Raw genomic sequence first — 24630 nt, 5'->3', positions numbered from 1 at the left:
CTTAACAAAGGGTGGCATTTACCGTTGCCAACCCAGCTCTCGATAAAAATAACAGGAGCACCACTATGTCTCTGGCCGAGATCCGCCTGGATGACAAGTACCGCCTTGCTACCGGTCACCTGTACCTCACCGGCACCCAGGCGCTGACCCGCTTGCCCATGCTGCAGAAGCAACGCGACGCAGCCCATGGGCTGAATACTGCGTGCTTTATTTCCGGCTACCGTGGCTCGCCGCTGGGCAACCTCGACAAGAGCCTGTGGGACGCCAAGCAGTACCTCAAAGACAACCACATCCACTTCCAGCCGGGCGTCAACGAAGAGCTGGCCGCCACCTCGGTGTGGGGTAGCCAGCAGACCAGTCTGTTCCCCGGCGCGCGCTACGACGGTGTGTTTGCGATGTGGTATGGCAAGGGTCCGGGTGTGGATCGCTGCGGTGATGTGTTCAAGCACGGCAACTCGGCCGGCGTTTCCCAGCATGGCGGCGTGCTGCTGCTGGCTGGCGACGACCATGGCTGCAAATCTTCGAGCATCGCCAACCAGAGCGAGCATGCGTTTATCGCCGCCTCGATCCCGGTGCTTAACCCGGCCAACGTTCAGGAAATTCTCGACTACGGCATCATCGGCTGGGAGCTGTCGCGCTATAGCGGTTGCTGGGTGGCGCTGAAAACCATCGCCGAGAACGTCGATTCCTCTGCTGTGGTGGATGTCGATCCGCTGCGTATGCAGGTGAAAATTCCTGCGGACTTCCAGCTGCCGGAAGACGGCGTGTATATCCGCTGGCCGGACCCGCCCCTGGCCCAGGAAGCGCGCCTCAATACCTACAAAATCTACGCCGCCCGCGCCTTCGCGCTGGCCAACAACCTCAACCAGATCAAACTCGATTCGCCTAACCCGCGCCTGGGCATTATCACCACCGGCAAGTCCTACCTCGACGTGCGTCAGGCCCTGGATGATCTCGGCCTGGATGAGGCACTGTGCGCTCAGGTCGGCCTGCGCGTGCTCAAGATCGGTATGAGTTGGCCGCTGGAGCCGGTGTCGGTGCATGAGTTTGCCGAAGGCCTGGACGAGATTCTGGTGGTCGAGGAAAAACGCGGCATCATCGAAGATCAACTGACCGGGCAGCTCTATAACTGGCCCGTGGGTAAGCGCCCAGTGGTGGTTGGCGAGTTCGATGAAGCCGGCCATTCGCTGTTGCCGAACCTCTCCGAACTGACCCCGGCGATGATCGCCCGCGCCATTGCAAAGCGTCTCGCGCCGATCTATAGCAGCCCACAGATTGAGGAGCGTCTGGCCTTTCTTGCTGCCAAGGAAGCCTCCCTGGCAGCGCCCAAGCACCACACCGTGCGCACCCCGCATTTCTGCTCCGGCTGCCCGCACAACACTTCGACCAAACTGCCGGAAGGCAGCCGTGCCCAGGGCGGTATCGGTTGCCATTACATGACCCAGTGGATGGACCGCAACACCGATACCTTTACCCAGATGGGCGGCGAGGGCGCGACCTGGATCGGCCAGGCACCGTTCACCGACACCGCGCATATCTTCCAGAACCTGGGGGACGGCACCTACTTCCACTCAGGCCATCTCGCTGTCCGCGCCGCCGTGGCCTCCGGGGTGAATATCACCTACAAAATTCTCTACAACGACGCGGTAGCCATGACTGGCGGCCAGCCGATTGACGGCGAACTGCGTGTCGATCAGCTCAGCCAGCAAGTGTTTTTTGAAGGTGTTAAGCGCATTGCGCTGGTGACAGATGAGCCGGAGAAATACCCGGATCGCAGCACCTTCGCGCCCATCGTCACCTTCCACCACCGCCGTGATCTGGATGCCGTGCAGCGGGAGCTGCGCGAGTTCCAGGGCTGCTCGGTGATCATCTATGACCAGACCTGCGCCACCGAGAAACGCCGTCGGCGCAAGCGCGGCAAGCTGGTTGACCCGCAAAAGCGCGCCTTTATCAACCCGGCGGTGTGTGAGGGTTGTGGCGATTGCAGCGTCAAGTCCAACTGCCTGTCGGTGCTGCCGTTGGAAACCGAACTGGGGCGCAAGCGCGAGATTGACCAGAACTCCTGCAACAAGGATTTCAGCTGCGTTGAAGGCTTCTGCCCCAGCTTTGTCACCGTGCACGGCGGCAGCCTGCGCAAACCCACGGCTGTTGGCTTGGGCGCGCTATTTATCGCGCTGCCGGAGCCGCGCCAACCGGCGCTGGATCGTCCGTGGAATATCCTTCTGCCGGGTGTCGGCGGCAGCGGCGTGACCACGGTTGGCGCGCTGCTCGGCATGGCTGCGCATATTGAAGGCAAGGGTTGCAGCGTGCTCGATCAGGCCGGCCTGGCGCAGAAGTTTGGCCCGGTGATCACCCATATCCGCATTGCCGCCAAGCAGGACGACATCTTCGCCGTGCGCATCGCCGCCGGGGAAACCGATCTGCTGCTCGGCTGCGATCTGGTGGTCGCTGCCAGCGAAGAGGCCCTAGCCAAGCTGAATGACAAGATCGCCCATGCGGTGGTCAACAGCCATGAAGCCGCCACCGCCGAATTCACCCGCAATCCCGATGCCCAGGTGCCCGGCGCGGCCATGCGTGAGGCGCTGATCGAAGCGGTGGGGGCGAGTAAAACCCACTTCGTCGATGCCAGCCGCCTGGCCACCCGCTTGCTCGGCGACAGCATCGCCACCAATATGTTTATGCTTGGTTTCGCCTACCAGAAGGGCATGGTGCCGGTTTCCGCCGAAGCCATTAACAAAGCCATCGAGCTTAACGGCGTGGCCGTGCAGCTCAATCAGCAAGCATTCCTTTGGGGTCGTCGCGCGGCCCACGATGCAGTTGCGGTGGAACGTCTGGCCAAACCAGACGTGATCGAAGCACCGCATTGCCAGACCCTGGACGAAATCATCGCTGACCGTGTGGTGCGCTTGACCGCCTACCAGAACGCGGCCTACGCCGAGCGCTACCGCGAGCAGGTGGCACGCGTGCAGCAGGTCGACAAGAGTGCTGACCAAGCCCTGAGCAAGGCCGTGGCGCGCTATTACTTCAAGCTCTTGGCCTATAAAGACGAGTACGAAGTGGCGCGGCTGTACAGCGATGGCAGCTTTATCCGCCAGCTGGAGGCGCAGTTCAGCGGCGATTACCGTCTGGAGTTCCACCTGGCCCCCAGCTGGCTGAGCAAGCCAGATGCCGGCACCGGCGAGCCGCGCAAGCGTCAGTTTGGAGCCTGGATGCTCAAGGCTTTCGGCGTACTGGCCACGTTCAAGTTCCTGCGCGGCACTCCGCTGGACCTGTTCGGCTACAGCGCCGAGCGCAAGCTGGAACTGCAGTTGATCGACGACTACGAGCAGGATCTGGAGTACCTGCTCAAAGAACTCAACACCGACAACTACCGCACCGCGCTGGCTCTGGCAGAGCTGCCGGAGCAGATTCGCGGCTATGGCCACGTCAAAGAACGCAGCCTAGCCAAGGTGCGCGAGCAGAGCAGCCAGCTCAAAGCGCGCATGCTGGTTAGCGAGATTCAGGCGGTGCAGCTGTTCGAGCCCGCTGCCTGACAACCAATCCCCTGTAGGAGCCAGCTGTGACCCACATGGATGTGGGGAATGCCGCAAGGCGTAGGGAACGACTGCGGCCTGGCGATCTTCTGGCATCAGTGACACGCCATGACCGCCAGCAAGCTGGCTCCTACACAAGAATCTTTCAAGGAACTCCCATGTCCGTGTTTTCCCATATCGATTTCGACCACCACGAACAGGTGATCTACGGCCACGACAAGGCCAGCGGCTTGAAGGCGATTATCGCCATTCACAACAGCAACCTCGGCCCAGCCCTCGGCGGCTGCCGCATGTGGCCCTACGCCAATGACGATGAAGCGCTGCGCGATGTGTTGCGTCTGTCGCGCGGCATGACCTACAAATCGGCCCTGGCCCAATTGCCGCTGGGCGGCGGCAAAGCGGTGATCATCGGCGACCCGCATAAAGGCAAGAGCGCGGCGCTGTTCCAGGCCATGGGTGATTTTGTCGACAGCCTCGGCGGGCGCTATATCACCGCCGCTGACTCCGGCACCGGCGTGGCGGAAATGCAGATCATGGCCGAGCGCACCCGCCACGTATCCGGCGCCGAGCTGCGCGAAGCCTTCGCTGGCGGTACGCGCAATGGCGACCCGTCACCGGCCACCGCTTACGGGGTGTTTATCGGCATCCAGACCGCAGTCAAACACCGCCTGGGCCGTGATGATCTGCACGGTTTAAAAGTGGCAATTCAAGGGGTAGGGCAGGTGGGTTTCGACCTGGCGCGTCAGCTGAAAGCCGCCGGCGCCGAGCTGTGGGTAACCGATATCGTCGAGGCCAATGTGCGTCGTGCGGTCGAGCAACTGGGCGCAACGGCCGTGCCGCAGCAGGCGATTTTCGGCCTGGATGTGGATGTATTCGCGCCGTGCGCCATGGGCGGCATTATCAACCAACAAACCCTGGAAGCCCTGCGCGCACCGATTATCGCCGGGGCCGCCAACAACCAACTGGCCGACGCCAGCCTGGCGGAAACCCTGCGCCGCAACGAGTGCCTGTACGCCCCGGATTACGCGATCAATGCTGGCGGCATTATCGATGTCTGCTACGAACGCACCGGCGGCAGCGCTGCACAGCTCAAAGCACATATCGAAGGCATCGGTCCGACCCTGCAACAGATCTTCCAACGCGCCGATGCAGCGAGCAAAACCACCGTAGAAATCGCCGATCAATTAGCCGAAGAGCGGTTCGGCCGTTAAAAACAGCGCACTACCGGCAGTCTTTGCAAAACCCGTAGGAGCGGGCCATGCCCGCGAAGCTTTTAGGTCAACATCGATTCGCGGGCATGGCCCGCTCCTACGTCTGACAACCGGCATAGCTTTAGAAATGGCCTCTTAATCCAGCATCAACGCCAAACTAACCCCATGCGGCTTAAAACCCAGGTTGGCATAAAACGCATGGGCAGCTTCACGGCTCTGGCTGCTGGATAGCGCGACCTTGTAACAACCCCAGGCGCGGGCGCGTTCGATGGCTTTGCCCATCAGCGCCTGGCCAACCCCCAGGCCGCGCGCCTCAGCATCCACCACCACATCTTCCAGAATCGCCGAGCGAGCGAAGTTGTGCGCCAGGTGCTCAATCAGGTTGACCGTGCAGGTGCCGAGCAACTTGCCGTCGCGCTCGGCCACCAACACCACCCGGCTCACCGGCAGCTCGCTCAGGCGCAAGGCCAGCAGCTTGGCATCGGCGCGGGGCTCATCGGGCGCAAGCTGCTGCAGCAAGGCTGCCAGGGCGGCAGCATCATTAACGCTGGCAGCACGTAGGTGGAAATCGGCAAAAGGCGAATCCGGCAGATGGTGCGAAGCAGCGGGGCGCATGGCGATCTCCTCTCCTTATAACGGCCGGTTGGCTGTCGGTTGGCAGTATGGTGCGCAGATAATGGCAGCTGCATGACAAAACCGCCCATCCTCGCTAAGATGCCGCCGGCTGGTGGCCCGTCTATCCAGCCTCGGTTCCCATAGTTCAATGGATAGAATAAGCCCCTCCTAAGGGCTAGATACTGGTTCGAATCCAGTTGGGAACGCCATCTACCTCAGCCCGTCAGGTTGTTAGCAAATGCCTGGCGGTGTGCTCGCGCTGCTCAGTGCCTTACGCCGTTTATCCCTGAAAGCAAAAAGCCCCGAAACAGCTTGGTTTCAGGGCTTTGACTTCTGCGATGTGGCGCGAGTGACGGGTTTCGCTTTTATCAACTCATCCTACGAGCTGACTTGCAGGCGGTGTTTGGCCGGTAGCAGCATCAGCAGGGCGAGGCCGACAAAGGGCAGGATCACCAGATTCAGCGCGCTCCAACCGAGGCCGCTGATCAACACGCCAGCACTGAACGCGGCGCCGGCGGCGAGTATGCCGTTGAGTAACTCCATCAAGCCTTGGGCCTGGCCGCGCTGAGTCTCGTCATGCCCTTCGGCAAGCAGCGTGGTGCCGGCTACCAGCATCAGGTTCCAGCCCAGCCCGAGCAGCAGCGAACTGAAGAGAAAGTGCAGCTGTTGCAGACCGCTGAGGGCGATGCTGGCGCTGCCCAGCAGAATCAAGCCGCCTAGCAGAGCCACCCGACGGCTACCGAGACGATCAACCAGTGGCCCGGCCAAAAAGGCAGGCAGGAACATGCCGAGCATGTGCCACTGGATCACCTTGGTGCTACTGTCCAGGGCAAAGCCGCAAAAGCTCATGGCCAGGGGCGTGGCATTCATCACCAAAACCATCAGGCCATTGCCAATCGCGGTGGTGGCGATGGCAGCGCGGATCACCGGGTTGCGCAAGAGCTGCCGCAGCTTCTGGAAACCGGCCTTGGCTTTGGGCGGTGCAGCGCCTTCGCGCAGGCGGCTCATCAGCAGCAACGCAATCAGGGCAAAGGCGGCAATCAGCAGGTAGGCGCTGACAAAGGGCGTGTCCAGCAGGCTTGCGGCGCCCTGCAGTGCGCTGGGTACCAGCAGCGCCGCCAGTACACCGCCACCCACCACATAGCCGCTGGCGCGGCCCTTTTCATTGGTCGCGACGGCTTCCAGCGCCGCAAAGCGGTAGTACATCGCCGAGGCTTGATATATGCCGATGGGTAGTGCGCCCAGGCAAAACAGCGTGAAGTCGCCGAGCCAGACACCCAGCGCGCTAAGCAGACCACCGACTACACCGGCGCCCGCGCCGAGCATCAAGCCGGGGCGCCGGCCATGGCGTTGCATAAACCGCGATAAGGGTTGCACGCTGAACAGGTTGCCGAGCATCCATATGCACAGTGGCAAGGTGGCCAGACTATTCAAAGGCGCCAGTTGCAACCCGACCAGTGCGGTCAGGGTGATGCCGATCATTGAGCACGACCAATACAGCGCCTGGCCGGCGAATAACAGGCGAATCGATGGATTGCGTAACAGCAACATAAGAAGACTCTCGCGAAGTACAGGCGTTGACGTTAGGACGCGGTGCTGCAGCCGGCAGGGTTGTGCACCCGCTCACGTGAAGCTGGAGCACCGTCCAACTTTGCCGCTGGACGAATGGGACGGCGCAGCAGTTCACCACCACAGTTCGGGCAGTGGCCCTGCAAGTGGGTGTCGGCGCAGTCACTGCAGAAGGTGCACTCGAACGAGCAGATGCGCGCATCCAGCGCATGCAGGGGCAGGTCACGGTCACAGCATTCGCAATTGGGGCGTAGCTCAAGCATGGTGAATCTCCCGGCCGAAGCGCTCGGCATATTCCAGGGGGCTGACGCAAAGGTGCTTATGGAAAACCCGACGCAGGTTTTCCGGGTGGCCAAAGCCGGTGAGCCTGGCCACCGTGCTGATCGAGGCCTGGGCGTCTTGCAGCAGGGCGCGGGCCGCCTCCAGGCGAATGCGCTCTACATAGCGTGCAGGTCCGGTGCCCAGCTCTTTGGCGAACACCCTGGACAGCGTGCGCGGCGTCAACCGGGCCTGCTCAGCCAGCGCCTCCAGGGATAAATCCCCGCCCAGGTTGCAGGGAATCCAGGCCAGCAGCTCGGCAAGACGCGGAGTGCGGCTGGGTTCAGGGACGAGCAGGGCGCTGAATTGCGCCTGACCACCGGGGCGGCGCAAAAACATCACCAAACGACGGGCCACGGCCAGCGCCATGCTGCGCCCGAGATCGGCTTCCACCAAGGCCAGGGCCAGGTCGATACCCGCCGTTACCCCAGCAGAGGTAAACAGATGGCCCGCGCGACTGTCGCCGGGGTCATAGGTGTGCAGACAATCGGCGTCCACCTGTAACTGCGCATGCTCGCGCAAGCTATCGACATCGGCCCAGTGAGTGGTAACGCGCTGACCGTCGAGCAAGCCGGTACGGGCCAGGATCAGCGCCCCCGAGCAGACCGAGCCAAGGCGGCGAACGTGCGGTTCAGCACGGCGTAACCAGGCCAGCAAAGCCAGGTTCTCGCACTGCAGGGTTTCGCCAACACCGCCGGGTATCAGCAGGGTGTCCAGCGTGCTGGGGTCGCAGTCCGCCCAACGGGCGTCGGCCAGTAAACGCATGCCGGCGGAGCTGTTCACCGGGCCGGCGTGTTCGCCCAGCAGCAGCAGGTGATAAGCGTCGCCCAGGCCCTGCCGATTACGCTCGACGTTGGCCGAGGCGAAAACTTGTAGCGGGCCAACGACGTCCAGGCTCATAAAGTCCGGGTAGATCAGGGCGGCAATGCATTTGCGGGTGTCCATGGCGATCTCTGCGAGCACGATGGACAAAGTGTGGCCCTGCGCAGGTCTGGCGACAACGACATTAACCCCACAAGTCTCGCCACTTTCTGTGCGTGAGCCGCCCACTTTCGGCCCAGCTATACCCCAAAAAGTAAAAAGCCCCGGAACGGGTTGGTTTCGAGGCTTTAGAAACTGCGATTTGGCGCGGGTGAGGGGAATCGAACCTTCTGTTTCAGTCTGCGTTATCCCGCAAAGCCTTGCTATTCCTGGGCTCTAGCTGACTCATACCTGCTTTGATCCGCATTTATTCGCTGTGATTTCGACACGGCCTCTCTCATACCTTGCGCCTTCCCTGCGCCTTTGTGTATACCTCTAAAATGGTGAAAAAGCGTCACATGTGGCCGTCAACTACGCCTTGTTACATACGCTACTTTCTAAGTAATTGAGAAAATTACCTTTTCTGATTTGTAGACTTTTTTTGGAGTTATATCGATCTTCTCACCACAGGCTTAGTATGGAAAATGATCTAGTTACTTTTATACAACGTAAGCCATTCTTTACCCATCGTTCAATACGAGAATATATGGCGCGGGAGGGGGCTTTTAAGACGCTTTCCGAAAAGTATCAGACAGACGAAGGATTAATTTCTTGCAGGCATATCAAGGTTAGATATAGCGCGGAGGGATATGATCTTGTTTTCTTCGAGAATCCAGACGTTGAAGTATTTCCTGTGCCTGAGTCTGATTTTGTCGTCAATGCTCTGGTGGTTCGGCCGGATCTTTGGTCTCATGCATCTGCTCGATTCACTTACCACCCCTCAATCTCAGGGGCTGCACCGATGTTTGGGGTTCCATTTCGCCGAGCAATCGAGCTTGCGAAGAAATCAGGGCATGAAAAGTCAAAATATTTCCTGCCGGAGCTTCCTTTTGATCAAGGTTATCCATCTTTGCTACTTCATATACGACCAGTTGACGACGTTAGAGGGGCTTTGATGCAAATTGAGGCGTTGCAATATACGCCTGGAAATAATTACGCACATTACTTGCACGCTATGTCGCCGGACTTTGAGGCAGACGTCGTTCATTTAGATGGAGCTATCATACGGTACTCTCATCGCGAACTTGATACGCTTCTGCAAGACAGTAAGAAGGTTAAGGGAGTCGAGTATCGGAAGCACTTCCGAATAGATGGGGACTTTAAGGTTAATGACATGCATGCGCTGGCCACGGCATTCTTGCCTGGAGAAAGGTTATATAACGAGGCTCTCGGTGTAGAGTTGTATGAATAACAATTTAGAAAAGGAATTTCTTGTTCCTCTTTCTCAGAGGTTTTTGCGTGAGTGTGCTGATGGCCCAAGATAGTGTGCTAATCGATTCAGTTGAAAAACGTGCCAGTGAGTTGCTCTCTATTGCTGAAAGCTTGTTCGGCCCTATAACATCAGAATGGAAGTACACAGGGGTTGTGTTCAATGATCAACCTCCACATCTTCACTACTTTCCTGATGATGGCTCTGTAAAAATCTCCTTGAGCTTGAATGCAGTTAAAGATGATTCACAAAGGGATTTTCAGCTTGCTCATGAAATATGCCATTTGCTCTATCCCTCCATTGATAAGTTTAATATCAAACAGCCTCGTACTATCGTCCTTAATGAAGGTATATCGACCTTTTTCTCAGTGATTATTGCTGGCGTTTATCACGGTGAAGAATGTCAGGAGGCAGTGTTAGGATCTCTCAAGCAGAATTCTCCTAAATACTTCAATGCATTCAAGCTTGCGTCAGAGTTGATTCAGCTGGATAAGGACTCTGTTAAGAAGTTGAGGGTCATTCAGCCAATGATAAATAAGATAACTAAAGAAGATTTTGACTCGGCAAATATTGAACTGGATAGCGAAAAAATAATTGCACTTACTGAGTACTTCTAAGTCAGTTGATGACTTCTTGCATGGTTGGCCTGGTCGATATCTACTGTTTTTTACACATTATGTGGCCCGATGCTTGATTAATAGCCTTGCACTCAGGGAGTGCTAAAACTATTTGTTCTGAGGAAAGCATGATTTCACATCGCCGGCGAATGATTCTAATGCTGGCAGGTTGGAATGGCGGTTAAGGGAATGCCGGTTTTTGCCCAGGTGCTGCCCATGTATTTGAGGGGCGTTTTCTGTAGTAGTTACGTGGCTTCTTTTTGCTAGCTGACATCGCTACTGCAATGCCGACTACTAAGGCAATAAAGAAAAACTTCATCTGCTCTCCTTGCTTACTGGCTTTGAGTCCTTTCCTTACGGGCGTACCAGCGTCTAGTCTCTTCCTGAGTGATCGCTATCCCGACCTCTGGGACGATCTGCCCTCTGCCCTCTGCCCACGCACTATGCACATTTGGCTGCGGCCAAACCCAATAGCCGACCCACTTCCGAGCAAGCCACACCCCAGAAAGCAAAAAGCCCCGAAACCATATGGTTTCGAGGCTTTAGATTCTGCAATTTGGAGCGGCGATGGGAATCGAAGTATTCAGTATTTACGGGGGCTTTAACCATTTAAAAAGTTACGCCATACATCACGCCATACACGGCGCCGGCTGCTGGGCTGTTGTTGCGTCGGGCGAAGCGCTCCACCTGAGTAGAGGGAGTGGGCGCGTGAGCATGTCAGTACAGCCACTTTGGGAAAGTCGCGGCGAAGGGGGGAGGGCAGCCCGCTCATCATGGCCTCTTAGGTTCAGGAGGACATACCCATGCAGCAGCCCCACAATCACCAGGCTCAACCCGAACAAGTGCGTGAAGACGCGCGGCATGCTGGCTTCTTCGGTAGCTGGTCGCTGGCCAGCCAGAGCTCCCGCCATGTTTGAGCCCGTCAAGGCCGGTCTCGGCGAGTTCATGCAGGGCTTCTATCGGGAAGTCGTGCCGACCACCAAGCCGTTGCAGGAGTTCGTGGCGCGAGGCTTTCCGTACTGCGTCGCCTGGGCACCAACGCGCATGGTCGATAAGGTCGAAGACATGCTGTCGGCCTGGCAGCGCAACGACACCGATCAGGGGCCGACCAAGCCACCTAAACTGCCGGTGATTCTGGTGGCGGTGGCCAAGGATTACACGCCGACCGGTCGCGACTTTACTACCCAGATTGCCGACCCGGTTGACGTGATGATCCCAGGCGACGACAAGGCGCGGTATTTCCAGATGAAACTGATAGCTGGCGACGTGCGCGCCCAGCTGGCCATCATCGCCACGGATGAGCCTAGCGCCAAAAGCCTGGCTGCCCAGTTCCTGCTGTACATGGACTCGCCAAGCCGGCGCAGCTTTGACGCCCGCTACCCGTTTGCCGGCATGGATCATGAGTTCCCCGTGCAGATTGAGGCACCAGACAACCCGGCCATGAACATTGATACCGGCACCAAGAACCTCACCGTTTTGGCCGTTGATCTGACCCTCAAGTGCTCCGTTCCGCTGTTCATTGCGCCGAAAGAGGGCGAGGCGAACGACGGCAAGGGCGTGCCAGGCACTGCCGACCCGGCAGGCTTTCCGCTGGTTGGGCAGGTCGACACGGCCGCCAAGGAGGTCAAATGATTCGGCTTCAGGCCAATATCGGCAGCTTTTCGAGTAGACCCAAAAAACACTGTCCAAAAACACACATGAGCGCTGGTATTTGGTAGCGTGATAGCTCGCCCGTCCTTGAATTTTGCAAGCGGGCAGGTCGCCAGGACAGGGGAATTTGCAGTGGATCTCAATGAGTCAAGCTTCGACGATGTGAATCTGGCGTTTCTCGGTTCGGGCGCTGTCGCGAGCCTGGCAGTCAGAGCTGTGCGCCCTGGACTTAGGTTGCGCGCAGCGGGCTGGGATAAGCCGAGCCTGCGAGAAGAGGCTGCGTTAAACCGGCTCATCGGTGCTCGAATCTGTGAGGCGCGCGAACTGGCCGGCTTCAACGCGGGAGAGCTTGCGCAGCTTATAGGCCTGGCAACGGTCGATATGGTCGATCTGGAGGCTGGGCGTGCAGAGGTACCTGTTTGGCTGCTGAGGCGAATCGCTGACCGGTGCGTAACCACAGTGGATTTCCTGGTTGGCGACACGGAAGAGTCTGAGCGCGGCGAGATTACGCCGACCCTACGTGATCTACTGGTTCGACAGCAGCAGCACAACGACCGTCTGAGAATGGCCGAAGTCCTCGAGCAGGACAGCCTGCGTACTCGCCTGGACGTGCTTGAAGGCCTTGCGGGCCTTTTCCATGCTGCCGCTCAAGAGGCTGAGCGGGCGCTGCAACGGGTGACAACGCTAAATCCAGAATGGCCGGATATGCGCGGAGGCTCGAAGCTGCAAGACGGCGTGGCGCGCTGTGCTGTCGTGGCCGGCCGACTGGGCCGCCGCATGGCGCGGCTCAAGGCGGCAAAAGCGGCCCAACACAGTCCCTTGGTGCCGGCATGAACAGCGCCGAACGACTGAGTATCTTGACCGCTATTTTTTTCGGCAAGCCTGACGCCAGCCCACGCACTCTACTGATCGCCATACGACGCCTCTGCCGTGTCTACCTTGATGAGCTGGAAGTCATAGCCGATGAACGCCAAGCGCTGCGCCGCAAGGCTGCATATCTTGGCCAGTTCAAGCCGTTCACCGCTGGCCAGGTGATTGACTTTGAGTTCTTCGCCAAACACCACCGGACGCATCACGGACTCAGCCTGCGCGAGGAGCTGGCAGAGATTGGTCGGCATGTGCTGACCGATTCCATAAAGGCTTTCTCCACGCTGGGCTTCGATGGCGTGTGTGACGTGCTAAATGTTAGCCGGGAGCAACGAGAGCGATACCGAGGTGGCGAGCATGTAGACAGCTTAGCCGGCCTCGTGTTCGTGTGGGAGCTGGAGAACTCCAGCGAGACAAAGGGTGCCGGCTGGGCTCAGCGTGGGCCGCTGTACGCTGCCTGTAGCGCGGCCATGCAGGTGGCCAGCCGGCAGCGTCCTGATGTTTTGTATGCGGTGGAAGCCCCGCGGGGGCCGAGGCTATCGCGGGTCAAGTGATCCACGTTGCGCTTTAACGCATCCGGGCGTACTTCCAATCGGCCTGATCCCAAGCGGTCAGGGTACTGAAGGTGATCGGTAGCAGTAGTTCGACGAAACGCCCCAGTTTGTCGACGCCCGAGTGTAACGGGACGCTGATAGTCTCGATCACCAATGGGCCGTAAATGCGGCCCTTGTAGCGAATGCTCAGCAGTGTTGGAGCCTCAGAGGGTAGAGTGGCCTCCATAATGGTCTTTGTTCCTGCGAGGTATTCAAGTGCGCCGCTTAGCATGGTGCCCTCCGGTGCCAGATACTTCGGCAGTGCCCATTTCATCAGTTGGTCAAGAGGGCGCTCCACCTCCAGCCCAGGGTCGCGCCATGCGCGCAGCAAGAGCTGTGCCTGAAACTTGATCGGTGGCGCTCCGCTGAAGACCTGAGTTGAGTTCAGCTTGGTCATGCCGGTGCGCCCGCGCGCCTCATCTACAGTGACCGCCGCGTTCCGGATCTTGTCACCAGCGCCCGTCCCAAGTGCCCTATCGACAACCTTCGCCCCTGCCTCAAGAAGCGGCTGAATGGCTCCCGACTGAACCATGGCCATCACTGTTGGGGCTTTGCTTTCTGGGCCGGCGCTTTCAAAAGGAGACTGCCAGTTAAAGGCCGCCTCCATGGTGAAGTCGCCTGACGGGGCTGCTCGAACGACTGTATCGCCGACTGGGTAGCCTTTGTGGTCAACCTCGAAGATCGAGGCGATCAGGTGCGGGTTGAGTCCATCCCATAGCGAGCCGATCCGGTCGGTCGTATTGGTCGACTTTCGTCCTTGGGTAATCAGCAGGTTCTTCTCTTGCGACATGGTGTTTTCTCGGCAGGATCGGGAGTTTGAGCTGAAATTGTCCGACGCTGTTCCCCGGCCGGCGGTGTGCTTTTCCTACAACCCAAGCATGGAAAGACCTAATCAGGTTTGATTAGGTGGAATCAGGCCTGATTAGGCCTCAAAGTCGGAAAATCCGACCAAGGGCGCGTTCCCTGACACATCAACATGGACTCCATCAATTACCGGGAGCCCATGCCATGCCTCGTACAGCCAAAACCTGCCGCACCCGCTTCAGTGAAATCACCCAAGGGTGCGAGCTGTTCTCCGTAAACGCTGGAGTACCCGCCGAACAGGCCCTGCATCGCGCCGGGCACCTGCTTGATTCCGTGACGGCAGAGTTGGCAGAGGCTGCCATGGGTGAACCCATGACACCTGATCGCGCCTTTCTACTCATGAACGCCGCAAGCGCCGCCCACGCCATCGTGGTGGGCTGCGCAGAAGGGATGGCCGAGTAATGCTTCCCGTCCTGGGCCGACTTGCCGGCGCAACATCTGAGGCCAAGGCGCTAGCCAAGGCTGAGGCAGCGGCACGCAAGACCGCCCCGCGCATTCTCAGCCCGCGCGACATGCAGGGCGATTACGACGCGGCCCGGCTGATTACCACCACCCTCAACAGCTCAGACGGGAAGCCTCGACCGCTGACCGACGATGACCTGGCTGCTTTCCGGCAGAACGCTCGCGCCCTGGGGCAGCGTTTCAAGGGCGGGATAACCGCGCGCCAGATCATTGATATGTCGCTGGCTATCGATCGCAAGCGCGCCCGCGAAGAAATCACCATGGCGGTGCCGGCGGCCGCGCGCGGCACCAAGGACGCTAACCGCAAGGTGGATCGTCTGGAAGTGCGCTTCATCACCAACGCCAGCAAGAAGTACGGCGCGACCCGCCACCACGTCATGGTCGAGTTCCTGGGCTATTCGACCGCAGTGGCCTCCGGCGCTATGTCGGCGACCAAGGCGGCCGCGCTCATGCGCAAACAGAACGTCCGCTTCGACTGCGACTGCGGCCATCACCAGTACCGCCGCCGCTATATCGCCACCATCGGAAACTTCAACGCTGGCCGATCTGAAAACGGCTTTCCGAAGATCACCAACCCTGGCTTGACTGGCGTTGCCTGTAAGCACGTCCTACGAGTCATGGCTGAGGTTGAAGGTGCCGGCCTGGTGCAGGGCTTTCTGGCCCGCGCCATCGAGAAAGGGCGAGCCAGCGAAGACGGTTCCGGCTCTATCCGCACCAGCCAGAAGGAGGCCGACAAACAGGCGGCCAAGCAGGCAGGCCGGCCCACGGTGCGCGGTGCCAGTAGCGGAGACCGCGACTTCGACCGCTCCCGCGCTGCGCTGCGCAAGGCAAGTAGAGCAACCAAGACCGCAGCACCCAAGCGCGTGGCCGGGGGCAGTAAGCGCGTGGCTGCCCTGGCTAACGAGCCGGCCGCCAAGGACATGCTGCTGGGGATCATCAGCCAGCTCGGAATCACACGCGAGCAAGCCATAGCCATCCTGAAAGGGGCGAATTAATGCCCGCTCACCGTCTACAGCTCCGCGTCGAGTTGTGCCGGGTGCAAAAGCGCCTGCTGGCACTCTCGCGCGTACCGGTATCACTCCCACAGCGCCTACGCCTGATCCAGCAGGCCAACCAAATTCATGCCGAGCTGAAGGCCGGCACCGTTCACACCACCAACGAGGAAAGACCATGACCACCGACCCGAAACAGCTGCTGGCCGACGCCGAACTGGTAGACCTGGCGACATCCAAGCCCGATGAGTTCACGGCAATCATCAGTCGCACTCGGCAGACCACGCTGCAACTGCTCCGAACCTGCTCGCAGCCTCAATGGGTTGCGGCTGTCCGCCAGCATGGCAGCGAGCGTGACGCACTGGCCGCCGCCCGCGCTGAACTGGCCGACGTGACCTGTCGCCTGGAGGTTGCCCAACAGGCGCAAGAAGCGCTTCGAGAAGGCAAGACGCGACTGCGCGCCGACGCCCGCTTGCACGACGCCAAGGCGGTGCTGGTACAGAAGAGCCTGGATCACAGTGCGCAGTGCCGGACGCTGGAGAGCGCGATTCAGCAGGCCGAGCGGAGTCGTGACGCCAAGGTGCGCGCCCTTATCGATGACGGTGTGCCGGAGGCGACAGCCCTGTCGGTTGCCCGTCCGAACCTGGGCGAGATTGAGCGCCTGAAAGAAGAGCACGAAGCTATTCCGGCCCAGCAAGCCGAAATCAGGAGACTGGTGGGTATTTCCGCCAACCTGGTTCGTCACGTTTATGCGGAGTTAGGCGAGACCGCGTGAAACCATACAGCGAAGCCGCCACCCCGGAACAGTGTGGCGGTTTTGGAACAGGGTAATCCGAGACAAGAAGGTAAGTCATGAGTATCCCAGCCACTGTAACCACCAGCCGCGGTAAGCAGGCGAAGCCAGACGCCGCCGCACTCAGGGACTACTGGCGTGACCTGCGCGCAGCTGCCGACGCTGGAGACCTTGGCGCCAAGGCGATCCTGATAGCACTGGCCGAGGGGCGCCCGTTGATAGCTGCCCAAGCTGCTCCTAAAGCGGGGGGCCTAAAGCCATGAACGGGGAGCTTCAGGTAGTTAATATGCCCAACCGGCAAGAGCAGGCCGTGCTTGCCCGTCACGTCGGTGAGCGCCTACGTGAATCACGCGAAATGGCAGGGCTTAATCAGCTCACTGCTGCTGGTCTGTTCGGTTACGCCAACAGCTCCAAGCTCGCCAAGATCGAAGGCGGTAAAGATTCCTCCCAGATACCTCTGTGGGTTATCAAGCGCGCCTCCTGCCTGTACGACGTAGCGGTCGACTACCTGCTTGGTAACACCGAAACCATGGAGACGGAAGCCGGTCGCCATGCAGCCCTGCGTGAAACGATGGTGCATATGCGAGAGCACTGGGAGCGCCTACTGGAACGTAACGTGACTATTCAGCGGGAGACGCTTGAGCGGATTGTGGCCGTCGAGCAGGTGCTGGCCGAGATGGGCGCTGCGGCAGTAGACGCGCGTGCGGCCATGGCCAGGATTGCCGAGATAAACCCAGAATGGCAAGACATGCGCGGCGGCTCCCGCCTGCTCGGTGCCATCGAGCGTATCGCTTCTGCCAGATCGCAGCTGGACAGCCTGAGGTTCCCAGAAAATGGACGTCGGCATGGCCGAGAAAAGCTAAATCACGGACACAAAAAACGAGGGGAATCTCGCCGGCCAGCGTACGACAACCGGCAGCCATGCAGTAAGTGAGTAGCCATGAAACTAACCCCGGAACAATGGAATGACGCCCGCCGAGCGTGGGAGGAAGACACGAGAGACGGCTTCACTTGGCTGGTAAGAGAACTGGCCCTTACCGTGTCAGCTCCCGCTGTGCGCAAGACCGCCACCAAGCAAGGCTGGGCGAAGTCAATTGGAGCAGCAGAGAAACCGGCCAGGAAACATCGCGTTGAAGTTATCGAGGCTCCGAAGGCAAAGGTTTCTGTAGCCAAACCAGAGAAACCTGCCAATGGCAGAGAAACCGCCAGAGAAACCACGGATGGGCCGGCACTGACGCCCAAGCAGGAACAGTTCATTGCCGCGTACCTCGCATGCGGCAACGCCTCCGAGGCTTATCGGACGGCTTACAACTGTTCTGGCGCGAGTGATGGGACGATTCAGCGCGAGGCATCCAGGCTGCTCGACCACCCCAAGATTGCCCCAAGGCTGAGTGAGGCCAGAGACCGGGCAGCCGACGCCGCCAGCATCACCCTGATGGGACACTTAGGCGACCTGCTGACGCTTCGTGAAGAGGCGCGCCAGGCGGGCCAGTTCAGCGCCGCCATCGCCGCCGAGGTTCACCGGGCGAAGATCGCCGGACTGGAGCCCGCAAGGCCGCAGTCAATTATTGCCCTAGTCGACAAGCAGGCCATGGACGAGATCTACCGCAACGCCCTGGTGAAGGCTGCCGAGACGCAAGAGCGCATGATGGGCAGGGCCGAGCGACTGGGGCTGATCATGGAGGGCGCTCTGGACGATGGCGACTGACCTGCAATCACGGAAAACCGCGCTTCTCCCCGGTGTGCTGCGTGGGCATTCTGTGGGTGCTGATCTCCAGCAGGGGGCAAGTCGGCAAGTGGCGTACGAAGTAACACCGACAGCTTGCGCGCGGCCCCTTAGATCTTTCCTTGGCGTCGGTGGCCGGCAAAGCCAGCATGGTTCGCCCAGCTGGCTTTTTACTTTTCTGAGGCTATCGCCATGAAACAACCGCCCATCATCAGGTACAACTTACGGGATAGAGGCCGCAAGCGACTTGGTGTAGAGCGCCACTACGATATCGACGCCATAGTCGCGGCGATCAACTCGCCTGAGTGCCAGGAGCGGGTCAGGCGTGGGCTGATGTTGGGCTACCTTGAGCACCGACCGCGTGAGCGCTTCGGTCTGGAGCCTGGTCGGGTTTCCAAACATGTGACGCCAGCAGTGGTTACCAGGCTTTTGCACGCGCACCCAGACGGCACGATCAAGCACCAGACGATGTTTCTCCCGACAGCGCCTGGGCATATTGCAGCGCGTATGGACGCCAGTCGCGTGGGTGGCTTCAGCTTCGCTATTGACGTGAACCGGCCCGAGTTCTTTGGCTTCGACTGGGTGAGCGATCCGAACTACAGCACCAATCGGGGCTATGACCTGAATCTGGATAGCGCAGATTCGCCAGGGGATGCCGAGCAGCGCATTCAGCGCTTTAATGACGACGAATATCGTCGCCTCTACCGTCAGTCCGTGCGCTGGTCGTGAGGAATGCCCTAGCCCCTGAGCGGGCTTGTTGCTGCTGTGGGTGAGAGCGTGCTGGCTGGAAGTGTCTGATAGCCAGTAGAGTGCCCCTACATACCTGCCATGGAGGCACCCATGCTCAAGATTCTCGCCGCTCTCTCCTTATCCCTGATTCTCGGCATGCCTGCCGCGCAGGCCGATAACGACCCGCTGGTGGCCGGCTTCTTCGCCACCCACCTTGAGGGGCTTATTCTATGGGTAACGGCCAGGGCATGGCCTACATGGGCTACGCCAACGACATGATTCTGGTGGTAGACGGCCGATCTATCGACGCACGGGTCGACTCGATAGACCTGAAGAATAAGTCGGTCAACTTCACCGTCATCCGTGGCGACCAGCCAGAGCAGATGACCTTCAAACGGGCGCTCAGCTTCGGGATCATGACCATGGGCGACGGCAGTACCGTGAACATGCGCTATGTTCGGCGCCTGACGGATGCTGACGTTGAGGTGGTCAAGAGGGCCCGCCGCGGCGGCGCAGCAGCGCCCGCACAGGCCGCAGCGACATCGACCAAGCCCAGCTTCGACTGCGTCAAGGCCTCGACAGCCGTTGAAGGCATGATTTGCGGCAACGCCGAGCTGGCCGATCTGGATAGCCGCCTGGCATCGGCCTACAAAACGGTGCGCGCTGGCACCGATGATTCCGCAGTGATGCGTGCCGAACAGGTTCAGTGGATCAAACAGGTGCGCAACGCCTGCAAGACGATGGACTGCCTCCTGCAAGGCTACGGGGAGCGCGTCGAGGATCTGGAGCAGATGGCGCGCTATCTGTCGAAGCCGGCCGAGTTTCGCTGATTCGAGGCGCACCGCGCCGTGGCTTGCTCTTACCGCCGGAGGCCGAACAACCTTGGAACAAGGTGTAGTGAGTACACAAGCCAGAAGGCTTGTGGTGGGGCTTGCGCCCCCTTTTGCTCCACCCGCACGCTGAAGATAGACACATTCAGCGCGGAGGAGGCTCACATGCCGTACGCGATTCTAAGAATAAAAAAGCTGAAGAGCATGGCTGGGGTATTTGGCTCAGGTCGACACACGTTTCGGGAAATTCCCACGCCGAACTCAAACGGTGCGCCGAATCTCCATCTCTCCGGAGCAACCAGCGCAGGGGAGCTTGCCGACCGGGTGCGCGCCATGCTTCCGGAACGGCGCCGCAAGGATGCCGTCCTGTGCATCGAATACCTCATCACGGCCAGTCCGGAAGCATTCACCCGGCACGGTGGTCACCTCGACGATAGCGGCCGACAGCCGGGGCAGAGCATCGGCTATTTCGAGCGAGCCATGGCCTGGTTGAAAGCCCGGCACGGCGGCCAGAACATCGTCTGCGCCATCAGCCATCTGGACGAGCAAACGCCGCACCTGGTCGCCTACGTCGTGCCCATGACCAGGGACGGTAGGCTATCCGCGCGGGAGTTTCTCGGTGGCTCAGCCAAGCTGCGCAAGATGCAAACCGATTTCCACCGCCAGTGCGGCCAGCAGTTCGGCTTGAGCCGTGGCGTCGAGGGCTCGAAAGCCACTCACCAGAGCGTAAGTCGGTACTACCAGGCCCTTGAATCGGCTGCTGCTGCTCCAACGCTGACACGGGCGGACTGTGCCGCGGCGGCGGCGGGTGTCTCCACTGCCAACTTCCTTGCGGTCAAAGCTGCGACGGAGGCCGCCTCAGCCATGCGGGCACAGGAGCAGGCGAATAGCCGGGCTATCGAAAGCCGGCGCGCTGCGCTGGTGACTAAGGAGGCCGAATTGCTGCGGCAGCGTCGCGAGCTGGACGAGCTCGAGGCGAGGCTTGAATCTCAGGCTGCGCTGCTTGGCGAATTTGACCGCGAGCTGACGAAGGCACAAGACGCAGCGGAGCGGTATCAACGTGAAGCCGGTCAAGCCCGGGCGGAGGCGGACAAGCAGCGGAGCCGGGCCGACCGGCTCTTGGAAAGGCTCAAGGCGCTCTGCCGACGCCTCGGGCTTGGTCTGGACGCCCTGGTACCTTGACGTTTCGTACGGTATGGCGAAACGTTATCCTGCACGCGGCCAGGTAACGGATGGGCACGGCCTGCAATACGCCTGGGCAAAAGAAAGGCCTCCGATACCCCCGGGGACGAGCCAGGGACGGAAGCCTTTCCGGGCAGCGTTCCCGCCACCCTTGAGTCCACTCTAGAAGACGATAGCGGCGGAATCAACATCGTCATCCTGAAGGTCATCGACAAGGCCACCGGGCAGCGGCTGAGCGAGCTGGAGGATGTTTCGCCGGAAGCTGAAGCGCCCTCGGCGACGAATGTCGACGACCCAGCCGAGGCCGCAGCAGCTGAACAGCCAGTCGAGTTCGTCACGCCGGACGAAAACCAGCTGGTCATTGCGCCTGAAGGCATTGCCAACACCGTCATGACCGCACGCTACCCAAGCGCCTCGCTGAGCCGTTCCAGCGCTATCTGGCTGTGATAGACCAGCTCAGCAGCTGACCAACCACACCTACGCCATGTCAGGGCCCTTGGAGCGCCCTCAGAGCGGCCTCTGCCAGGAAGCCTGAGCGGCTTTTCTGCTCGGGGTGGTTCTTCACATAGGTGTCGATTCTGGCCACCAAGTACCCTGGCAAGGTGATGTTCAGCTTTTCAGCCTTGCCCATGTACCTGGTCACGTCGACCTCAACCAGCGCCCAAGTACAGCCCGCATGCTCCGGGTTGCTTGCGTGGGCGGTCACACTCCCGGCCTGTGGGATAGGAGCACCATCTTCGGCCAGTATCTCCAGATGGCCTTCAATGGCTTCGCGCGCCATGACCATGGCGTCATCAAGGGTATCGCCAGCAGAGAAACAGCCGGGAATATCTGGCACCTCGACGCCCCATGCGTGCTGGTCATCGCCGGGGGTGATCGCTATCGGGTAGAACATGGCTTTGACTCCTTATGCGTGGTGTGGGCCTATTTGAGCCCGGCCTGTTTCAGGATGCTGCTGGCGGTCTTCGGCAGTAGATCCTTCTTCGGGTGGGGGATTGTCACCAGCCCCGGTTTAATCGGGTGCTTGTAATGGTGGTGACTGCCCTTCACTCGCGCCAGACTCCAGCCGTCGGCCTCGATGAGTTCTATCAGCTGCCGGCTATTCACTGGCGTCTCCCGATTCGCTGGCTTGATGGTGGTTATCATACCTACCAAATATGCGCCGCGCACGTTCTTTCAGGGTACATCCAGGCGCTCGATGAGGTCTGACCGGCAGTGCGTCGAAAACTCTAGATACACGGAGTTCGGGGTATGAGACTCAGCGCTACCTGGCCGTTTTGGCGGACGCACTTAATTGTGAGCCCGGATCACTAACCCCAGCAGCCCTTTTGCGGCCAGAGCGTTCGCCTTTTTGCGGAACTCGCTGTGCTCGATGAGCAACAGGTCGGCCAGCTGTTCACTGGTCATCGTGACGGATGGGGCTGTAATCATAAGGGCGGTCATAGCCCACCACTCCTCGCCAGGCTATCCCGGTATTCCTCAATCTGAGGAATACCTATAGCCGGGGGGGGATCGCCGTGTTCATCCCCCACTGGGGGGCGGACAATTCCCGCGGCTGAGCCTGCCGTGCCTCCAGTTCCTGCCAGCGGTCGACCAGGCGGGCGGTGACCTCAGGGCAGAGCTGAGCGACTACCACGATGCTGTCGCGCTTGCCGCGCTCGCCAGTGAATTGGTAGACCTGAGTGGCTCGACTGCGCCCCATGGTGTCGGCCGATTGTTCGCCCGCCATTGGCGGTTGGACAATTACCTCGCGCCCAACAAGCCTTTCGATGGATCTCTTAACATCGTCATGTCGCGAACCAACCAGCTCCGCAATCTCGCGACTCGACATGCTGACGTTGCCAGACAGTTGCACCAGGGCGGTCATAGCGCACCACCCTTCGCCAGGCTGTCCGGCGTGACGCTTTCCAGGCTGCGGCGTGACGGGTGGATGAGTGCGCGGATGTTTTCTTCCACAGCGGCCCAGCTCCGAGCCATATAAACCGTTATTTTTGGGTGCACGTGAACTGATACGGTCTGGTTGTGCGTGTTTAGGCATTGTCTGATTGATAAATGACACCCAAAGTGAAACACTGTTAAGGAAACGCCTAAATTGATACACCCACAGGGGACGCTGCCATGTTCATTCGCGCATACCTTCGAGCCTCAACCGCCGAGCAGGACGCCAGCCGCGCCCGTGAGATCCTGGAACGCTTCGCCACCGAGCAGGGCAAGGCCATTGCCAGCGAGTATCTGGAGAACGCCAGTGGTGCCAAGGCAGACCGACCCGAGCTGCTGCGCCTGCTGAAGGATGCCCGCAAGGGGGACGTGCTGCTGGTGGAGAGTATCGACCGCCTGTCACGCCTGCCCGCTGAAGACTGGCAGAAGCTCAAGGCTGCAATTGATGGCAAGGGGCTGCGGATCGTTGCGCTTGATTTGCCGACCAGCCACCAGGGCATGCAAAACACAGGTGCCGACGAGTTCACCGGTCGAATGCTGGCGGCGATTAACAGCATGCTGGTAGAGATGATGGCTGCCATCGCTCGCAAGGACTACGAGCAACGCAGGGAGCGCCAGGCACAGGGCATTGAGAAGGCCAGGGCAGCCGGCAAGTATCAGGGACGCCCAGTGGATGAAAGCCTGCACAGGCGCGTTCAGGAGCTGCTGAACGCAGGCCTTGGCATTCGGGCAACGGCAAGGCATGCGAACTGCTCCACCACCACAGTGTTGCGTATCCGAGACCTCGCGACAGCGTGATGGGCTGCGTATCAGGTCGCAAAGGCGGCCCAGCCTGTTGGACACGACTAGGCGGCGCTCAAGGACACCTTGCAGCTTCAAGCCGCCGCGCATGCCACCAATGTCAGGGTATGCACTTTCATCCTCTAACGAGCCTCCTGGGCGGCCTGTGAGCCATCATGGCAACGCCAATAAGCTCCAGGGCATCCAGGCGGCCAGTCTGCATAGTCGGCTCCAGGCTCAGCCAATCAGGTTATCCAGGATGGCCTCTGCCTCGTCACTATCGCGGCGGTCGCCGTACATCAAATGGTGGAACACAGCTTTGGCCTCATCACGGTTGCGCGGCCGTATCTCAGCCATTAGGCCGAACACAAACCACTCGCGCGAAGTTGCCTCGGGCGGGCCTTCGCCGTCCCCTGCGAATTGGCCTGCCGCTTTTCTCAGTCGGTAGAGTCGGTGCCAATAGTCCAGTTCGTGCAAGCAGTCGGCCAGGGTGTGCGGCCGCAGTTCGGGGCAGGCCTTGAATCGCTCGGCTACCTCGTCTTTGTCATAGCTGATAATGCTCGAGTCCAGGCCGGCCAGCGTCTCGATGCAGAATATCTCGGCATCGGTGGCGGCCAGCAGCTCGTCACCAAAGCGCGCAGCCCCCTCGGCCTGTAGCCGGTGCTTCTCGATGGCGCTAGCCGCCAGTGACTCCAGGTCGGCGAAGCCGAACGATGCGAATGTGGCAAAAACGTTACCCGGGTTGGTGGCGATCAGGTGTTGCGTGTAGCGTTTTTCCAGCACCTCGAGCGGGGTCTTGATCTTCTTGGCGGCCTTCAGCGCTGTCTCGATCAGCGCAGCCTGACCGGTGGCGATCACGCTCCGCAGCCAGATGACCGCGTCGACTTCCTTGTCACCTGTGCCGGCTTCCTGCGGCGGCAGCGCCGGCACGCTCGGCAACGTCTCGCCGTTTTCACGGATCGGTGGCAAAGTGAACAGGGCGTGGTGGTTGGTGTTGTCGCGAAATACCCCTGAGCGTGAAACCAGGGTCTTCACTGTGCCCAGTGGCAGGCCGGTGGCTGCGGCCACTTCTCGCAACGAATGCCGGCGGCGTAGGTCGATCACCTGCTGTCGTGTGGTTTCTGAAACCCT

Annotated in this window: 28 protein-coding genes, 1 tRNA gene and 1 pseudogene; 19 read left to right on the top strand and 11 right to left on the bottom strand. The window is 60.0% G+C overall.

Translation table 11 applies throughout. The features are described from left to right. The first annotated feature begins 65 nt into the window (after positions 1-65). Together AC0T4W_RS14500 and AC0T4W_RS14495 are read left to right on the top strand one after the other, a co-directional pair. The gene (locus AC0T4W_RS14500; protein WP_476320021.1) at positions 66-3533 is read left to right on the top strand and encodes an indolepyruvate ferredoxin oxidoreductase family protein; all 3468 of its coding nucleotides are present in this window, start codon (positions 66-68) and stop codon (positions 3531-3533) included. A 158-nt stretch (positions 3534-3691) separates the two neighbouring features. After that, positions 3692-4744 carry a Glu/Leu/Phe/Val dehydrogenase dimerization domain-containing protein gene (locus AC0T4W_RS14495; RefSeq protein ID WP_476320019.1) on the top strand — a complete coding sequence of 351 codons (1053 nt, stop codon included), beginning with the start codon at positions 3692-3694 and terminating at the stop codon, positions 4742-4744. A 135-nt stretch (positions 4745-4879) separates the two neighbouring features. On the opposite strand, the gene AC0T4W_RS14490 is transcribed toward AC0T4W_RS14495, so the two are convergent. Continuing rightward, positions 4880-5359, bottom strand: coding sequence for a GNAT family N-acetyltransferase (locus AC0T4W_RS14490; protein ID WP_476320017.1), 480 nt, complete (start codon positions 5357-5359; stop codon positions 4880-4882). A gap of 134 nt (positions 5360-5493) precedes the next feature. Between AC0T4W_RS14490 and AC0T4W_RS14485 the strand changes: the two genes are divergently transcribed. After that, positions 5494-5568: transfer RNA gene (locus AC0T4W_RS14485), tRNA-Arg, on the top strand. Between the two features lie 169 nt (positions 5569-5737). On the opposite strand, the gene AC0T4W_RS14480 is transcribed toward AC0T4W_RS14485, so the two are convergent. The 3 genes from AC0T4W_RS14480 to AC0T4W_RS14470 are packed head-to-tail and all read right to left on the bottom strand — an operon-like array spanning position 5738 to position 8191. Then, entirely contained in the window at positions 5738-6907 is a 1170-nt protein-coding gene (locus tag AC0T4W_RS14480; protein WP_476323681.1) for an MFS transporter, read from the bottom strand. 35 nt (positions 6908-6942) lie between these two features. Further along, positions 6943-7191 (bottom strand): DUF1272 domain-containing protein, encoded by a 249-nt coding sequence (locus tag AC0T4W_RS14475; RefSeq protein ID WP_476320015.1) that lies wholly within the window; start codon positions 7189-7191, stop codon positions 6943-6945. Further along, a complete protein-coding gene (locus AC0T4W_RS14470; protein ID WP_476320013.1) occupies positions 7184-8191 on the bottom strand; it encodes a GlxA family transcriptional regulator in 1008 nt (335 codons plus the stop codon). Before AC0T4W_RS14470 ends, AC0T4W_RS14475 begins: the two co-directional genes overlap by 8 nt. Positions 8192-8684: 493 nt before the next feature. Between AC0T4W_RS14470 and AC0T4W_RS14465 the strand changes: the two genes are divergently transcribed. Both AC0T4W_RS14465 and AC0T4W_RS14460 read left to right on the top strand, forming a co-directional pair. Further along, positions 8685-9458, top strand: a complete 774-nt coding sequence (locus tag AC0T4W_RS14465; RefSeq protein ID WP_476320011.1) for a hypothetical protein — start codon at positions 8685-8687, stop codon at positions 9456-9458. Positions 9459-9505: 47 nt separating this feature from the next. Continuing rightward, complete coding sequence (locus AC0T4W_RS14460) at positions 9506-10093, top strand: hypothetical protein (protein ID WP_476320009.1); 588 nt, start codon at positions 9506-9508, stop codon at positions 10091-10093. 181 nt (positions 10094-10274) lie between these two features. On the opposite strand, the gene AC0T4W_RS14455 is transcribed toward AC0T4W_RS14460, so the two are convergent. Continuing rightward, entirely contained in the window at positions 10275-10412 is a 138-nt protein-coding gene (locus AC0T4W_RS14455; protein ID WP_476320007.1) for a hypothetical protein, read from the bottom strand. 590 nt (positions 10413-11002) lie between these two features. Here AC0T4W_RS14455 and AC0T4W_RS14450 point away from each other — a divergent pair. The 3 genes from AC0T4W_RS14450 (at position 11003) to AC0T4W_RS14440 (ending at position 13164) form a co-directional block, all read left to right on the top strand. Beyond that, on the top strand, positions 11003-11725 hold the full coding sequence (locus AC0T4W_RS14450) for a hypothetical protein (protein ID WP_476320005.1): 723 nt from the start codon (positions 11003-11005) through the stop codon (positions 11723-11725). Positions 11726-11875: 150 nt separating this feature from the next. Continuing rightward, positions 11876-12577 carry a helix-turn-helix domain-containing protein gene (locus AC0T4W_RS14445; protein ID WP_476320003.1) on the top strand — a complete coding sequence of 234 codons (702 nt, stop codon included), beginning with the start codon at positions 11876-11878 and terminating at the stop codon, positions 12575-12577. Then, positions 12574-13164, top strand: coding sequence for a hypothetical protein (locus AC0T4W_RS14440; protein WP_476320001.1), 591 nt, complete (start codon positions 12574-12576; stop codon positions 13162-13164). The genes AC0T4W_RS14445 and AC0T4W_RS14440 overlap by 4 nt, the downstream gene beginning before the upstream one ends. 13 nt (positions 13165-13177) lie before the next feature. On the opposite strand, the gene AC0T4W_RS14435 is transcribed toward AC0T4W_RS14440, so the two are convergent. Beyond that, the gene (locus AC0T4W_RS14435; RefSeq protein WP_476319999.1) at positions 13178-13993 is read right to left on the bottom strand and encodes a hypothetical protein; all 816 of its coding nucleotides are present in this window, start codon (positions 13991-13993) and stop codon (positions 13178-13180) included. A 218-nt stretch (positions 13994-14211) separates the two neighbouring features. Between AC0T4W_RS14435 and AC0T4W_RS14430 the strand changes: the two genes are divergently transcribed. From AC0T4W_RS14430 to mobV, 10 genes are all read left to right on the top strand, one after another. Next, the gene (locus tag AC0T4W_RS14430) at positions 14212-14469 is read left to right on the top strand and encodes a DUF3077 domain-containing protein (RefSeq protein ID WP_476319997.1); all 258 of its coding nucleotides are present in this window, start codon (positions 14212-14214) and stop codon (positions 14467-14469) included. Further along, positions 14469-15524, top strand: coding sequence for a hypothetical protein (locus tag AC0T4W_RS14425; RefSeq protein ID WP_476319995.1), 1056 nt, complete (start codon positions 14469-14471; stop codon positions 15522-15524). Before AC0T4W_RS14430 ends, AC0T4W_RS14425 begins: the two co-directional genes overlap by 1 nt. Continuing rightward, positions 15524-15703, top strand: a complete 180-nt coding sequence (locus AC0T4W_RS14420) for a hypothetical protein (RefSeq protein ID WP_476319993.1) — start codon at positions 15524-15526, stop codon at positions 15701-15703. Before AC0T4W_RS14425 ends, AC0T4W_RS14420 begins: the two co-directional genes overlap by 1 nt. Further along, positions 15700-16296 carry a hypothetical protein gene (locus AC0T4W_RS14415; RefSeq protein ID WP_476319991.1) on the top strand — a complete coding sequence of 199 codons (597 nt, stop codon included), beginning with the start codon at positions 15700-15702 and terminating at the stop codon, positions 16294-16296. Before AC0T4W_RS14420 ends, AC0T4W_RS14415 begins: the two co-directional genes overlap by 4 nt. Positions 16297-16573: 277 nt before the next feature. Next, positions 16574-17248, top strand: a complete 675-nt coding sequence (locus AC0T4W_RS14410; RefSeq protein ID WP_476319989.1) for a helix-turn-helix domain-containing protein — start codon at positions 16574-16576, stop codon at positions 17246-17248. Positions 17249-17254: 6 nt separating this feature from the next. Then, the gene (locus AC0T4W_RS14405) at positions 17255-18022 is read left to right on the top strand and encodes a terminase small subunit (RefSeq protein ID WP_476319986.1); all 768 of its coding nucleotides are present in this window, start codon (positions 17255-17257) and stop codon (positions 18020-18022) included. 351 nt (positions 18023-18373) lie between these two features. Continuing rightward, the gene (locus tag AC0T4W_RS14400; RefSeq protein WP_476319984.1) at positions 18374-18769 is read left to right on the top strand and encodes a hypothetical protein; all 396 of its coding nucleotides are present in this window, start codon (positions 18374-18376) and stop codon (positions 18767-18769) included. 111 nt (positions 18770-18880) lie between these two features. Beyond that, entirely contained in the window at positions 18881-19048 is a 168-nt protein-coding gene (locus AC0T4W_RS14395) for a hypothetical protein (protein ID WP_476319982.1), read from the top strand. After that, a complete protein-coding gene (locus tag AC0T4W_RS14390; protein ID WP_476319980.1) occupies positions 19000-19599 on the top strand; it encodes a lysozyme inhibitor LprI family protein in 600 nt (199 codons plus the stop codon). Before AC0T4W_RS14395 ends, AC0T4W_RS14390 begins: the two co-directional genes overlap by 49 nt. Positions 19600-19764: 165 nt before the next feature. Then, on the top strand, positions 19765-20781 hold the full coding sequence (mobV, locus tag AC0T4W_RS14385; RefSeq protein ID WP_476319978.1) for a MobV family relaxase: 1017 nt from the start codon (positions 19765-19767) through the stop codon (positions 20779-20781). 487 nt (positions 20782-21268) lie between these two features. Here mobV and AC0T4W_RS14380 read toward each other — a convergent pair whose 3' ends face one another. From AC0T4W_RS14380 to AC0T4W_RS14365, 4 genes and pseudogenes are all read right to left on the bottom strand, one after another. Then, positions 21269-21676 carry a type II toxin-antitoxin system HicB family antitoxin gene (locus tag AC0T4W_RS14380; protein ID WP_476319976.1) on the bottom strand — a complete coding sequence of 136 codons (408 nt, stop codon included), beginning with the start codon at positions 21674-21676 and terminating at the stop codon, positions 21269-21271. 29 nt (positions 21677-21705) lie between these two features. Further along, positions 21706-21888 (bottom strand): type II toxin-antitoxin system HicA family toxin, encoded by a 183-nt coding sequence (locus tag AC0T4W_RS14375; RefSeq protein ID WP_476319974.1) that lies wholly within the window; start codon positions 21886-21888, stop codon positions 21706-21708. Positions 21889-22071: 183 nt separating this feature from the next. After that, positions 22072-22224, bottom strand: a complete 153-nt coding sequence (locus tag AC0T4W_RS14370; RefSeq protein WP_476319972.1) for a hypothetical protein — start codon at positions 22222-22224, stop codon at positions 22072-22074. A 109-nt stretch (positions 22225-22333) separates the two neighbouring features. Beyond that, a pseudogene (locus AC0T4W_RS14365) lies at positions 22334-22648 on the bottom strand (Rha family transcriptional regulator); the annotation flags it as partial. 251 nt (positions 22649-22899) lie between these two features. Between AC0T4W_RS14365 and AC0T4W_RS14360 the strand changes: the two are divergent. Further along, positions 22900-23517 (top strand): recombinase family protein, encoded by a 618-nt coding sequence (locus tag AC0T4W_RS14360; protein WP_476319970.1) that lies wholly within the window; start codon positions 22900-22902, stop codon positions 23515-23517. Between the two features lie 219 nt (positions 23518-23736). On the opposite strand, the gene AC0T4W_RS14355 is transcribed toward AC0T4W_RS14360, so the two are convergent. Beyond that, positions 23737-24603, bottom strand: coding sequence for a hypothetical protein (locus tag AC0T4W_RS14355; RefSeq protein ID WP_476319968.1), 867 nt, complete (start codon positions 24601-24603; stop codon positions 23737-23739). Positions 24604-24630 lie beyond the last annotated feature (27 nt).

This window comes from Pseudomonas sp. C7.1 (assembly GCF_056312395.1).
This window is presented reverse-complemented; position numbering and strand designations above follow the sequence as displayed.